This window comes from Arthrobacter sp. B1805 (assembly GCF_002929745.1).
Taxonomy (GTDB): domain Bacteria; phylum Actinomycetota; class Actinomycetes; order Actinomycetales; family Micrococcaceae; genus Arthrobacter_D.
This window is the reverse complement of record NZ_PJIQ01000016.1, coordinates 17367-31142: the sequence shown is the minus strand read 5'-3', so window position 1 is coordinate 31142 and position 13776 is coordinate 17367. Positions and strand designations below refer to the sequence as shown.

Annotated in this window: 12 protein-coding genes; 6 read left to right on the top strand and 6 right to left on the bottom strand. The window is 67.6% G+C overall.

Going from position 1 to position 13776, the window contains the following annotated elements; all coding sequences use genetic code 11:
• Positions 1–10: 10 nt before the first annotated feature.
• The 5 genes from CXQ96_RS15225 to CXQ96_RS15205 form a co-directional block, all read right to left on the bottom strand.
• Positions 11–310, bottom strand: coding sequence for a hypothetical protein (locus CXQ96_RS15225; RefSeq protein WP_104118859.1), 300 nt, complete (start codon positions 308–310; stop codon positions 11–13).
• Positions 311–1423, bottom strand: a complete 1113-nt coding sequence (locus CXQ96_RS15220; RefSeq protein WP_104118858.1) for a glycosyltransferase family 1 protein — start codon at positions 1421–1423, stop codon at positions 311–313. It abuts the gene before it with no gap.
• Positions 1420–2292, bottom strand: a complete 873-nt coding sequence (locus tag CXQ96_RS15215) for an alpha/beta fold hydrolase (protein ID WP_104118857.1) — start codon at positions 2290–2292, stop codon at positions 1420–1422. Before CXQ96_RS15215 ends, CXQ96_RS15220 begins: the two co-directional genes overlap by 4 nt.
• Positions 2292–3125 (bottom strand): aldo/keto reductase, encoded by an 834-nt coding sequence (locus tag CXQ96_RS15210; protein ID WP_104118856.1) that lies wholly within the window; start codon positions 3123–3125, stop codon positions 2292–2294. Before CXQ96_RS15210 ends, CXQ96_RS15215 begins: the two co-directional genes overlap by 1 nt.
• Before the next feature lie 253 nt (positions 3126–3378).
• Positions 3379–3771 carry a MerR family transcriptional regulator gene (locus CXQ96_RS15205; RefSeq protein WP_104118855.1) on the bottom strand — a complete coding sequence of 131 codons (393 nt, stop codon included), beginning with the start codon at positions 3769–3771 and terminating at the stop codon, positions 3379–3381.
• Between the two features lie 109 nt (positions 3772–3880).
• On the opposite strand from CXQ96_RS15205, the gene CXQ96_RS15200 reads away from it, so the two are divergent.
• Positions 3881–4609: an SDR family oxidoreductase gene (locus CXQ96_RS15200; protein WP_104118854.1), complete on the top strand. Its 729-nt coding sequence runs from the start codon at positions 3881–3883 to the stop codon at positions 4607–4609.
• A gap of 49 nt (positions 4610–4658) precedes the next feature.
• Here CXQ96_RS15200 and CXQ96_RS15195 read toward each other — a convergent pair whose 3' ends face one another.
• The gene (locus CXQ96_RS15195; RefSeq protein WP_181036499.1) at positions 4659–5573 is read right to left on the bottom strand and encodes a sugar-binding transcriptional regulator; all 915 of its coding nucleotides are present in this window, start codon (positions 5571–5573) and stop codon (positions 4659–4661) included.
• 271 nt (positions 5574–5844) lie between these two features.
• Between CXQ96_RS15195 and CXQ96_RS15190 the strand changes: the two genes are divergently transcribed.
• From CXQ96_RS15190 to CXQ96_RS15170, 5 genes are all read left to right on the top strand, one after another.
• Positions 5845–7533 (top strand): glycerol-3-phosphate dehydrogenase/oxidase, encoded by a 1689-nt coding sequence (locus tag CXQ96_RS15190; protein WP_104118904.1) that lies wholly within the window; start codon positions 5845–5847, stop codon positions 7531–7533.
• 132 nt (positions 7534–7665) lie between these two features.
• Positions 7666–8409 (top strand): MIP/aquaporin family protein, encoded by a 744-nt coding sequence (locus CXQ96_RS15185; RefSeq protein WP_104118852.1) that lies wholly within the window; start codon positions 7666–7668, stop codon positions 8407–8409.
• A gap of 67 nt (positions 8410–8476) precedes the next feature.
• Positions 8477–9994 (top strand): glycerol kinase GlpK, encoded by a 1518-nt coding sequence (glpK, locus tag CXQ96_RS15180; protein ID WP_104118851.1) that lies wholly within the window; start codon positions 8477–8479, stop codon positions 9992–9994.
• 293 nt (positions 9995–10287) lie between these two features.
• Complete coding sequence (leuS, locus tag CXQ96_RS15175) at positions 10288–12786, top strand: leucine--tRNA ligase (protein WP_104118850.1); 2499 nt, start codon at positions 10288–10290, stop codon at positions 12784–12786.
• On the top strand, positions 12786–13673 hold the full coding sequence (locus tag CXQ96_RS15170) for a DegV family protein (protein ID WP_104118849.1): 888 nt from the start codon (positions 12786–12788) through the stop codon (positions 13671–13673). The genes leuS and CXQ96_RS15170 overlap by 1 nt, the downstream gene beginning before the upstream one ends.
• The last annotated feature ends 103 nt before the right edge of the window (positions 13674–13776 follow it).

The following is a 13776-nucleotide window of genomic DNA, read 5'->3' as shown; positions in this document are numbered from 1 at the left end:
CTGTCTCGGCTCAGCGCCTGCCCGCGCCCGGAGCGGGGCGACGCCAGCCGTCCGAATCGATCTCGATGACAAGCGGCGCCGAGGCGTCGATGCCGCGGTAGCGCAACGCCTCCTCGACCGCGGGTGAGGGCGCGGCGACCACGAACGTCTCCCCGCGGTACAGATCGGCCGTCTCGTCGACGAGCGACACGACCGATCGGCTGTCTCGGGCCCTGAACCGCCCGGCGATCCTCAGGTCCTTCAGCCACGGCGGAGGGTCCGCGGCTTCGTCGAGCAGCACCGCCGTCGCGGGGCACTGGAGATCCGCCATTCAGGCCCTCCCCTGACCGCCGGCACGGCGACGGCGTCGCCGCCCGTGCTCCGCGATCGCGCGCTCGCATGCCAGCCGGAGCTGTCCGGCGGACGTAGCCCACGAATAGGTGGATGCCCGTTCGAGCCCTGCGGCGGACGCCTCGGCCCACCGGGTCGGATCCTCCAGCGCGAGGACAGCCGCCGCCACGGCGGCGGGGTCGTCCGGGTCCACGAACAGGGCTGCCTCCCCGCCGACCTCGCGGAAGATCGGGATGTCGCTGGCGACGACCGGCGTACCCGTGGCCATCGCCTCGATGATGGGCAGCCCGTAGCCCTCGGCCCTGGACAGCGTGACGAGAGCCGTGCAGTCGGCGAGGAGGTCCTGGTACTCGGCGTCAGAGACACCGCCGTGGAAGGCCATCCGCCCGTCCTCGGGTGCGAACGCCGTGAGTTCTGCCTGGCGGTCCGGCGCGATGCGGCTCAGCAGGTGGAGCGTGTGCCCGGGGAGCAGGGCCATCGCGCGGACGAGTGTCTCGACGTTCTTGTACGGCATGAACGAGCCCATGTAGAGCAGGGACGACGACCTCGGCGCCTCCGGATCGCGGCGGCGCTCGGTCGGCTGGGGTGCGTTGCCCACGAGCATGACCGGACGATGCGTGAGCCGGTGCTTCCGGATCAGAGCGGCCGTGGTGTCGGAGATGGTGGCGACGACGTCCGCCCGGTTGAGCAGCAGTCGCTGCGGCCAGTAGGCGAGGTGGTAGAGCCTCCAGAGGAGGCGGACCGGCAGCGGGAGGAACGACGGCGGTGTCGGATTTTGGTAGTAGATGAGGTCGTGGAGCGTGAGGATCAGCGGGTAGTGGCGCCCCGCTGATCCCATGGTCTGCATGGGGGACACGACGACGTCGGGCTTCATCCGGTTGATGCGCCGCGCCACGAATACTTCCGCGGGGGAGAGCGGGCTGTTGATCAGCACCGAGGGCACCTCGGGCAGGAGTGCGAGCTGACGGGGATCGCTGATCAGCATCACGACGTCGTCCGTCTCGGCGAGCGCGGCGATCAGGCTCGCTCCGTATCGGCTGATGCCGTCGTGATGGTCGGTACGTGTGAAGCGGGCGTCGAACAGGATCTTCATGCGGGCGTGGTCTCCAGGAAGGTCTCGATGAGGCGTGCCGCCTCGCGCGGCTTCTCGTAGTGGACGAGGTGCCCCACACCGGGCAGGACCTCGAGGACGGAGTCGGGCACCAGGGCCGCGAGCTCGCGCTGGCTCGCGACGGAGCCGATGTCATCCTTCTCCGCCGCGATGAGGAGCACGGGCATCGTGAGTTCCTGCGCACGGTCCCTGACCGTGCCGGAGATCGAAGCGCGGAACGCCTCGAGCACCACGCGTCGGCTGGCGAAGGAACTGAAGTACGCGTCATGCTGGCCGTGGATCCATCGGCGCAATGTTCGGTCCTTCGTCTTGGCCATGAAGACGCTCATGGCGCGCACGATCAGCGGATGCGCGAGGAGTGCGCGGCCCGCGGCTTCGGGGAGGCGATCGGCCGCGACGTAGTACCCCTCCGCGACACGGGAAGCTGTGCGGCTCGGCCCCTCGAGCGCGGGCGCGCTGATGGGATTGACGAGCACGAGGACGGACGCGAGGTCCGGGGCGAGCGCAGCGGCCTCGGCCGCCACGATCGAGCCGAAGGAATGACCGAGCAGCACGCGCGGCTCCGGCGCGAGCTTCCGCAGGCAGTCCGAGATGAATCGGGCGTAGGTTGACACATCGTGCGTGCCGGGCAGTTCCTGCCCCTGGCCGAAGCCCGGAAGATCGGGGAGGATCACCCTGTGACGGGGTAGTTCCTCGACCAGGCGCAGCAGGCCGTGATGGTCACCCCGGAAGCCGTGCACCATGGTGATCGTCGTCGCCTTACCGCCGTCGGGTCCGGCCACCGCCGGGAAGTCCCAGACCCGCTGGAGCGTACCCTCCCAGTGCAGGTTCCGTAGAACAGCCTGCCGCATCAGCCCACCCTGTCCGGGTGCGAGCCGAATCGCTGGTCGCGGTCCAGCGCGTCGAGGACCCCGAGCTGTGCGTCGTCCAGCGTGAACCCGAACACGTCGAGGTTCGACGCGATCCGTTCGGGGGAGCTGGCCTTGGGGATAGTCAGGATGCCGTGCTGGAGATGCCACCGGAGAACAACCTGCGCGGGTGTGCGGCCAAGGTCCGCTGCGATACGGCCGATGTCCGGGTCGAGGAGGACGTTGCCTCGTCCGAGCGGGCTCCACGCCTGCGTGGCGATGCCGTGCTCCTCATGGAAGCAGCGGAGCTCGTGCTGCTGCAGGTAGGGGTGCAGTTCGACCTGGTTGAGGACCGGTGCGACGCCGGTCTCGGCGAGCAGGCGCTCGAGGTGTGGCTGCTGGAAGTTGGAGACGCCGATGGAACGGACGCGGCCCTCGTCGCGAAGCCGAACGAGCGCCCGCCACGTCTCGGCGTACAGGTCCCTGGAGGCGCAGGGCCAGTGGATGAGGTAGAAGTCGAGCTGGTCGAGCCCGAGCCGGTCCATGCTCGCGTCGAAGGCGCGGAGAGTGGCGTCGTAGCCGTGGTCGTCGTTCCATACCTTCGAGGTGACGGAGAGGTCGGACCGGTCGCCCGCCTCGAGGTAGGCTCGGGCAGCGGCGCCGACACCGCCCTCGTTGCCATACAGGGCCGCGGTGTCGAGCAGCCGGTACCCGGCCTCGAGCGCCGTCGAGCAGAGACGGGCGGTATCCGCGGGGGGAACCTTGTAGACCCCGTACCCGACGACGTCGATCGAGGTGCCGTCAGCGAGCGCGGTGCGGGGAACGGAGGAGCTCATGAGGGAACTCTACCGAGGACCGCAGACCGGGCCGCCACGGTCCCTTCGCGGGGGCGCCCCGACATCGGGGCCGGCGCGCTCGAGCGCATCCGTCGGTGAGAGAAGGACTACCCGTTCTGCGTAGAGGGTGCCGAGGGCAGCGGCGACGAAAGGACCGGCGACGATTCAGAAGCGGACCACGACGGTCACCTGTTCCCCCGCAGGAATCCCACGAGGGAACCAGAATCGAAGCTGTGGTGCCTGCCTGCTGGACTCAGGCCGGCCGCAGTGCCGTCTCGGTGCGGAGCGCGGGGCAATGCTCGGGGGTGGGGTGGAGCGAAATCTCGATGACCCGATCAAGCTGGGCCCGCGCCTTCTCGAGCTCGGCCATGCTCTCGGTGATGCGATCGCGCTCCCGTCGGAGCAGGGCGAGCGCCTCTTCGCTCGCCTCACCGGTGTCGACGCACGGGAGCAGCTCGACGATCGTGCGGCTGGCGAGTCCCGCCGCGAAAAGCTGCTGGATCAGTTGGACCCGTTCGATCGCCGGCTCCTCGTACACGCGCTGGCCTCGTGCCGTGCGCTCGGCGGACAGCAGGCCCTGCTCCTCGTAGTACCGAAGTGCCCGGGTGCTGACTCCGGTCTGCTCGGCGATGTCCCCGATGCGCATGAGAGCTCCTCGTCCTCACGGGCAGACTTGCCCTTGACGTCAACGTGAGGTCCTAGCGTAGCCGAAGAGGTCGGGCACAAGGCCCGACCGCGAGAATGGAGAACGCCCCATGGACATCACCGATCAGGTCGCCCTCGTGACAGGAGCCAACCGCGGCATCGGCCGCCGTTTCGTCGACGAGCTCCTCGCCCGCGGCGCCCGCAAGGTCTACGCCACGGCACGGCGCACCGACTCTGCAGAGGCGCGTGAGCTCGCTGCCCTCGACCGCGTCGAGGTACTTTCGCTCGACATCACCGACCACGCCTCGGTGGTGGCTGCTGCGAGGACGGCCACCGACGTCACGCTGCTGATCAACAATGCCGGCATCTCCACCGCGACACCTCTCGTCACGGGAGACCTCGACGTCATTCGCCGCGAGATGGACACCCACTTCTGGGGCACCCTGGACATGATCCGGGAATTCGCTCCGACGCTCGCGGCGGCAGGAGGCGGCGCTGTCGTCAATGTCCTGTCGGCACTGTCGTGGTTCTCCTTCCCCGGTAACGGGGCGTACGCAGCCGCGAAGGCGGCCGAGTGGAATATGACGAATGGCGTGCGCCTCGACCTCGCGGCGCAGGGCACCCTCGTGCAGGGTGTTCACCTCGGGGCGGCGGACACCGACATCATGACCGGTTACGACGGCCCGATGATCGATCCCGCGGTCGTGCCTCGCGCCTCCTTCGACGGCCTCGCCGCGGGTGCGATCGAAGTCGTCGTCGACGAGTGGAGTTCGATGGTCAAGGCCTCCCTCGCTCATGACCCCGCCGCCCTCTACGCGCAGATCGCACCTGCCGGCTGACGCCCGGCAGCGGGGGAGGGGTGCCCGTCTGGTTCATTCGACGCCGTGGTCAGGCCGACGAATGAACCAGACGGCGAGCCGACCCCTCATCCAGGATGAGGTCTGTCGCGAGTCCCGCGGCGAGTGCGCCACGCAGGCCGTTGATCTTCGATTCGCCGGAGACGACGCAGATGCGCCTCCGCACCTTGCTCAGTTCCTGGAGATCCGGTCCGGTGCTGCGCTCGTTCAGCAGGATGTCCCGGTGGGAGCCGTCGGCGCGGAAGAACATGGTGGCGACGTCGCCCACCACCTCGTCGCGCGCCAGCGTCTCGAGATCCTCGCTGTCAAGGTATCCACCGCTGTACACGTGACTGGGGATACCGGCCCCGATCGAGCCGACGCCGAAGATCGCCATGGTCATGCGACGCTGCAGGTCGAGGATCCTCCGGACACTGCGTTCCTCCCACATCGCCGTCTTGGTCGCGGCATGGTCGAAGAAAGCCGGCACAGGGAACTGCTCGACGCGCGCCCCATAAGCCTGCCCGAACCGGCGGAGGATCTCGCTCGCATAGGTGATACCGGTGGTCTGGGTGTTGCCGGCGCCGTTGAGTTGGACGACCGTGCTGTCGTGGGTCTGCTTGCGGGTGAGGTGATGGCTCACCGCGCTGAGGGTCGATCCCCACGCGACGCCGATGATCGCGTTGGAGTCGACGAGCGGCCCGATGGTCCGTGCGGCCTGGATCGCGACGCGGTCCAGCACCTCGGAGTCGCTGATGCCGTCCGCAACGGGCACCACGTGGGCCTCGACCCCGAAGCGGCGCCGGATCTGCTGCTCGAGCGCCGGAGCACGCTCCGACGGGTTGTTCACCTGGATCTGCACCAGACCCGTCTCCCGGGCCATCGAGAGGAGACGGGACACAGTGGATCGCGACGTCCGCAGTTCGCGGGCGATCGCATTCATGGTCAGGTCCTGCAGGTAGTACATCTGGGCTGCCCGCAGGGCGTCCCGCGAACGATTGCCCTGGGCCGGGGCAGAGGGACCGGGATCCCGGTCGCCGGCCCCGCTCGTCGTCGTCATTCCGCAAGTCTGGTCCTCGGATGCACGTTTGTGCAATCCGGTTGACTGCTATTCCCAGCGCTCCAAGAATTGAGGTGCAGTAACCATTCCAAAAACATTGAAGTTACGGAGTAGTACCTTGAGCATTCCAGCCGACCGGACCACCGGTGAAGGCACAACAACGTCGACCCGCACCGCGGTGCAGGAGCTCAGGGACAAGCCCCGGGCGTCCGTCCTCATCATCGGTGGAGGTATCAACGGGGTCGGGACCTTCCGAGACCTCGCGCTGCAGGGTGTCGACGTAGCACTCGTCGAGCGCGGCGACTACTGCCAGGGAGCGTCGGGGGCGTCGTCCCACATGATTCACGGCGGCATCCGCTACCTCGAGAACGGCGAGTTCCGCCTCGTCCGCGAGTCCGTCATCGAGCGCAACGCCCTCATGAAGATCGCTCCGCACTACGTGAAGCCCCTCCAGACGACGATCCCGATCTACACGACGTTCTCGGGCATCCTCTCCGCTCCCATGCGCTTCCTCACGCACCGTCAGGGCAAGCAGGTCGAGCGCGGTGCCGTGCTCATCAAGGCCGGACTCACCATGTACGACTTCTTCTCGCGCGACGGCGGCAACGTGCCCCGCCACTCCTTTGTGGGCCGCAAGAAGGCGCTCGCGGCGATGCCGCACCTCCGCAAGGACATCAAGTATGCGGCCACCTACTTCGACGCCTCCGTGCACAACCCCGAACGCCTCACGCTCGATGTGCTGCGCGACGGCCACGTCGCCAATCCGGCCGTCCGCGCGGCCAACTACGTCAGCGCCATCGGCAACAGCGACGACGGCGTCGTCCTGCGCGATGAGCTCTCGGGCGAGACATTCACGTTCCAGGCCGACGTCGTCGTCAATGCGACCGGAGCCTGGACCGACGGCACCAACGCCGTCCTCGGATCCGAGACCCGCTTCATGGGCGGCACCAAGGGTTCGCACATCGTGCTCGACCACCGGGAGTTGCTCGAGGCGTGCAACGGCACGGAGATCTTCTTCGAGCACGTCGACGGCCGCATCGTCCTGATCTATCCCATGGGGGACCGCGTCCTCGTCGGCACCACCGACATCGACGTCGACATCGACGAGCAGGCGGTGTGCACCGACGAGGAGATCGAGTACTTCTTCGAGCTGATCGGACACGTCTTCCCGGATATCAAGGTCTCCCAGGACGACATCGTCTACAGCTTCTCGGGCGTCCGGCCCCTTCCGCGGCACGACGACACGCAGCCCGGGTTCGTCTCGCGTGACTACCGCATCGAGAAGCGGGAGGAAACAGTCGGCGGTCGTCCGGTCACAACCCTGAGCCTGGTCGGCGGCAAGTGGACGACCTTCCGCGCCCTGTCCGAGCACCTCGCCAATGACACCCTGGCAGCCCTGGGAGTTCCGCGCAGGACGTCGACCGCGGGAGTAGCCATCGGCGGTGGCAAGGACTTCCCGAAGGACGCCGCCGCCGAGCGCGCCTGGATCGAGCAGGCTGTCCGCCCCGGCTTCGACGAGGCCCGTGTGGCTGTCCTGCTGACACGCTACGGGACACGCGCGAAAGACGTCCTCGAATACCTTGCCGAAGGCCCGGACAGGCTGTTGAATTCGACCAAGGAGCTGAGCACGCGAGAGCTCGCCTACATGGTCGAGCACGAGCAGATCGGTCACCTGACCGACGTCCTGATCCGCCGTACATCACTTGCATTCCGGGGACTCGTCACCGAGGAACTGCTCGCAGAGCTTGCCGAGACCCTTGCTCCGCTCCTGGGCTGGAGCGCAGCGGATTCCGCAGCGGAGATCGAGTTGGCCGAGAAGGTCCTCGCCGATGCTCACAGGGTGCAGGTCAAGAGCCTGACCGCGTAGCGGCACCCGCCGCAACGGGTCGAACCGCTGTTCCAGCGGTGCAGTGCCAACGGCAGTGGTTGCCGGGGGGAACCAACGGGTGCCGTCGAGGCGGCGGCACCCGCGATAAGTGAATAGATAGAGGAGTCAAAGATGTCTCTGGAAGTATTCGTCGCCGAGATGTTCGGCACAATGCTGCTGCTGTTGCTCGGAACGGGTGTGGTCGCGAATGTCGCGCTCGCCAAGACCAAGGGTAATAATGGCGGCTTTCTCATGGTCAACTTCGGCTGGGGCCTCGCGGTCTTCGCCGGCGTCTACGTGGCAGCCCTCTCGGGCGCCCACCTGAACTTCGCGGTCACCGTCGGTCTCTGGGTCAACGGGGACACCGACCAGTTCGCGTCGGGTGTCGACAAGAACTTCGTCAACGCACTGGCCTACCTTGCCGCCCAGATGATCGGTTCGATCCTCGGAGCCGTCCTGTGCTGGCTCTCCTACAAGCAGCATTTCGACGAGGAGCCGGATCCCGCCAACAAGCTGGGCGTCTTCTCCACCGGTCCCGCGATTCGTTCCTATGGCTGGAACCTCGTCACCGAGATCATCGGTACGTTCGTGCTCGTCTTCGTGATCCTGTCCTTCGGGAGCACGCCGTCCGGCCTCGGCCCCCTCGCCGTCGCGCTTCTCGTCGTCGGTATCGGTGCCTCGCTCGGTGGTCCCACCGGTTATGCCATCAACCCGAACCGCGACCTCGGCCCCCGCATCGCCCACGCCCTGCTGCCTATCAAGGGCAAGGGCAGCAGCGACTGGGGCTATGCGTGGGTACCGATCGTCGGACCGATCATCGGCGGCATCCTGGCAGGCATAGTCATCCAGTTCATCTCTTTCCCGCCGGCGGCCTAGGCAACCACCTCGAGCGGCCCGCAGCCGCGCCACTTTTTCACGTCGTCATCCAATGAAGGAGTAAGACATGTCGCAGCAGTACGTCATCGCCATCGACCAGGGCACCACCTCCAGCAGGGCCATCGTGTTCGACCACAAGGGCGACATCGTGTCGTCCGGTCAGAAGGAGCACGAGCAGATCTTCCCGAAGGCCGGCTGGGTGGAGCATGACCCGGCCGAGATCTGGGACAACACGCGCGAGGTCATCGGCACGGCACTCTCGAAGGCGAATCTCACTCGCCACGACATCGCCGCCGTCGGTATCACCAACCAGCGCGAGACCGCCGTCGTCTGGGACAAGACGACCGGCAAGGCCGTCTACAACGCGATCGTGTGGCAGGACACGCGGACGCAGAACATCGTGGATGAGCTTGCGCAGGACGGCGGCGTCGAACGGTACAAGGCGAAGGTCGGCCTGCCGCTGGCAACCTACTTCTCGGGTACGAAGATCAAGTGGATCCTCGACAACGTCGAGGGAGCCCGCGAGAAGGCCGAAGCCGGCGATCTCCTCTTCGGCAACACAGATTCGTGGGTCACCTGGAACCTCACGGGTGGCACCGACGGTGGCGTGCACATCACCGATGTCACCAACGCTTCCCGCACACTGTTCATGGATCTCGAGACGCTGTCGTGGGACGAGGGTATCCTCGCCGACTTCGGGGTCCCTGTGTCGATGTTGCCGGAGATCCGCTCCTCGTCGGAGGTGTACGGCACCGTCCACACCTCGCAGCTCCTGCGCGAGACGCCTGTCGCCGGCATCCTCGGCGACCAGCAGGCTGCGACGTTCGGACAGGCCGCGTTCGACAAGGGCGGTGCGAAGAACACCTACGGCACCGGCAACTTCATGATCGTGAACACCGGCGAAGAGATCGTCCACTCGAAGAACGGCCTGCTGACGACGGTCTGCTACCGGCTCGGGGACGCCAAGCCGGTCTACGCGCTCGAAGGTTCGATCGCCGTCACCGGATCACTCGTGCAGTGGCTCCGGGACAACCTCGGGATCATCAAGAGCGCTCCGGAGGTCGAGCAGCTCGCCACGACGGTCGAGGACAACGGCGGCGTCTACATCGTGCCTGCGTTCTCCGGTCTCTTCGCGCCGTACTGGCGCTCGGATGCCCGGGGTGCCATCGTCGGCCTCACGCGGTTCGTGAACAAGGGACACATCGCCCGAGCGGCACTGGAGGCCACCGCCTTCCAGACCCGCGAGGTCCTCGACGCTGCCAACGCGGACTCCGGTGTCAACATGGAGGACCTCAGGGTCGACGGCGGCATGGTCGCCAATGACGCCCTGATGCAGTTTCAGGCCGACATCCTCGGAATCCCGGTCATCCGACCGAAGGTCACGGAGACCACGGCGCTCGGCGCGGCCTACGCCGCGGGCCTCGCCGTCGGCTTCTGGAAGGACACGGACGAACTCGCGACCAACTGGGCGGAGGACAAGCGCTGGAATCCGTCCATGGACGACGCCGAGCGCGAGCGCCAGCTCCGCCTCTGGAAGAAGGCCGTCACGAAGACCTTCGACTGGGTGGACGAGGACGTCCGCTAGTAGGGACGAGCTCGGTCAGGGCGCACGCGGTTCCCAGGAACCCGGTGCGCCCTGACCGCGCTGGGCAGGGACGGGCGGCCCGCAGAGCACACTGCTAAAGTGGACCCATGCTCCGCGCCCTCCTCCTTACCTAGCCGCACGGTATCCACCGTGCGGCGGCCCCTCCCTGTGAGGGGCTTTTGTGTGTCCGGCCCCGGACACACGAAGGGTGCCCCCGAGGGCGAATAGCGGCATCACAGCTTGCAGGCAGCACAGCAGGACGACGTTCCACCGACAGGACAGGTCAACATACAGTGAGCATCAACCCCGAGGGCGCTCAGCCGGACGAGAACACCTACGATTTCGCCACCATCGAGGCGAAGTGGCCCGCGGTGTGGGATCAGCTCCAGGCGTTCGCTCCGGCCGACGACGGCAAGCGGGAGCGGCGCTACGTGCTCGACATGTTCCCCTACCCCTCGGGCGACCTCCACATGGGCCACGCCGAGGCATTCGCCATGGGAGACGTCGCCGCGCGTTTCTACCGCCAGAAGGGCTTCGACGTCCTGCATCCGATCGGCTGGGACTCGTTCGGCCTGCCCGCCGAGAACGCGGCGATCAAGCGCAACGCCCACCCGGCCGAGTGGACCTACGCCAACATCGACACGCAGGCGAACTCGTTCAGGCGCTACGCCATCAGTGCCGACTGGAGCAGGCGGCTGCACACGTCCGATCCCGAGTACTACCGCTGGACCCAGTGGCTCTTCGTCCGGTTCTTCCAGAAGGGACTGGCCTACCGCCGGAACTCGCCGGTGAACTGGTGCCCCAAGGACCAGACCGTACTGGCGAACGAGCAGGTCATCAACGGGGCCTGTGACCGCTGCGGCACGATGGTCACGAAGAAGAACCTGAATCAGTGGTACTTCAAGATCACCGACTACGCGGATCGGCTGCTCGATGACATGGAGCAGCTCAAGGGACACTGGCCCGAGCGTGTCCTCGCGATGCAGCGCAACTGGATCGGCCGTTCCGAGGGAGCGCACGTCCGCTTCCGGATCGAGGCCGACGGCGACCAGCCGGACACCGACGTCACCGTCTTCACCACGCGTCCCGACACCCTGTACGGGGCCACCTTCTTCGTCGTCGCGGCCGACGCCGACCTGGCTCTCGACCTGGTGACTCCCGACCGGCGCGCCGAGCTGGACCAGTACCGCGAGCAGGTCAAGGGCCTCTCGGAGATCGAGAGGCAGGCGACGGAGCGTGAGAAGACCGGGGTGTTCACCGGTCGCTACGCCGTCAATCCGTTGACGGGCGAGAAGCTGCCCGTCTGGGCCGCGGACTACGTCCTGGCGGACTACGGCACCGGTGCCATCATGGCCGTGCCCGCCCATGACCAGCGTGACCTCGACTTCGCGCGCGCGTTCGACCTGCCGGTGCGCACCGTCGTCGATACCGGCGCGGACGACGCCGCTGAGACCGGCATCGCCACGACCGGCGAAGGTACCCTCGTGAACTCGGGCGAGTTGAGCGGGCTGGACAAGGCCACGGCCATCCGGCGCGCCGTCGAGCTGATCGAGGAACAGGGCACCGGCGAGCACACCATCAACTACCGCCTGCGCGACTGGCTGCTCTCGCGCCAGCGCTTCTGGGGAACCCCCATCCCGATCATCCACTGCCCCTCGTGCGGCGAGGTGCCGGTGCCGGACGACCAGCTGCCGGTCACGCTCCCCGAAGGCCTGCGCGGGGAGGCCCTTGCGCCCAAGGGCACCTCACCGCTGGCCGCCGTCGAGGAGTGGGTCAATGTGGGCTGCCCGTCGTGCGGTGGTGCCGCCAAGCGGGACACGGACACCATGGACACCTTCGTCGACTCGTCCTGGTACTACCTGCGCTTCGTCAACCCGCACCTCGACTCCGCGCCCTTCGACACCGAGGCCGTCAACCGCTGGCTGCCCGTCGGCCAGTACGTCGGTGGCGTGGAGCACGCCATCCTGCACCTGCTGTACAGCCGGTTCTTCACGAAGGTCCTGTTCGACCTCGGGATGGTCGGGTTCACCGAGCCCTTCAGCGCGCTGCTGAACCAGGGGCAGGTGCTGAACGGCGGCAAGGCCATGAGCAAGTCCCTCGGCAACGGCGTGGACCTCGGCGAGCAGCTCGACCGCTTCGGCGTCGACGCCGTCCGCCTCACCATGGTCTTCGCGTCTCCTCCCGAGGACGACGTCGACTGGGCCGACGTCTCGCCGTCGGGCTCCGCGAAGTTCCTGGCGCGTGCCTGGCGGCTCGGCGCGGACGTGACCAGCGAGCCGGGCGTCGATCCCTCCTCGGGGGACCGCGCGCTGCGTTCGATCACGCACCGGACCGTCGCCGACGCCGCCGAGCTCATGGAAGCCAACAAGTTCAACGTCGTCATCGCCAAGCTGATGGAACTCGTCAACGCCACGCGGAAGGCGATCGACTCCGGGCCGGGAGGCGCTGATCCCGCCGTCCGTGAGGCCACCGAGGCCGTCGCCGTCATCCTCAGCCTCTTCGCGCCGTACACGGCCGAGGACCTGTGGAACCGACTCGGCCACGAGGCCACGGTCGCCACGGCAGGCTGGCCGACGATCGACCCGGCCCTCCTCACGCAGGACTCCGTCGTCGCCGTCGTCCAGGTGCAGGGCAAGGTGCGGGACCGGTTGACGGTGTCACCGGACATCGGCGAGGACGCCCTCCGCGAGCTCGCGCTGGCCAGCGAGCAGGTCCAGCGCGTGCTGGACGGTCGCGGCATCCGAACCGTGATCGTGCGGGCACCCAAACTGGTCAACATCGTCCCGGCCTGATGAGCCGGCCGCCGGCATCGCACGGGAAGTCCGTCCGCACCGCGGTCGTCACCGACTCCGCTGCCGGGTTCGCTCCCGAGTGGAGCCGACCGGGTGGACTGGCCGAGGGGGTGCGGGTGGTCCCCATGCCGGTGCTCGTCGGGCACGACATCCTGACGGGCGAGCACGACGACGTCACGGCGCCGCTGATGGTGGCACTTGCCGCCGGCGCGGACGTCCGCACCTCGCGCCCGTCGCCCGGCCAGTTCGAGCGGGTCTACGAGCGCCTTGAAGAGGAAGGCTACGACGGCGTCGTGTCGGTACACCTGTCCGGGTTGCTGTCCGGCACGGTGGAGGCGGCGAGGTTGGCGGCGTCGAGGGTCGGTATCCCCGTGGAAGTCATCGACACGCGGACAGCGGGGATGGCGCAGGGTAGGGCAGCACTGGCCGCTCTGGCAACGGCAGCAGCCGGAGCAGGCCTGCAGGAGGCGGCGGCTGCAGCCGCCATGTCCGCGCGTGCCTCGGCCCTGTACTTCTACGTGCCGAGCCTGGATCAGCTGCGCCGCGGGGGAAGGATCACGGCAGCCGCCGGCTGGCTGGGGACCCTCCTGTCCGTTCGGGTGATCCTCCACGTGCAGGGCGGGAAGCTCGTGCCCCTGGAACGGATGCGGTCCGCCGAGCGCGGTATGCAGCGGCTCCAGGAACTGGTGGAGGGGGATGTCGCCGGCCGTACCGGAACCGTGCTGTTGACGGTCCACCACTTCGGGAATCCGGCCGACGCAAGCGGCCTTGCCGGGCGTCTGGCTGGTGCCGTGGGTGCGGAGGGCGTGACGACGGCGCCATGTCCTTCGGTCCTCGCCGCGCACGCAGGCCTTGGCGTGCTGGCGGTCACGGTGAGCGCAGGCTGATCCTCACCCGAGCCGGGAGCGCCTCGAGGTAGAGGGCTGGGCAGATGTCCACATAGCAGGGGCATGCCGTCGGTGCCGGATCCCGTGCTCCTAGCGTCTGGGT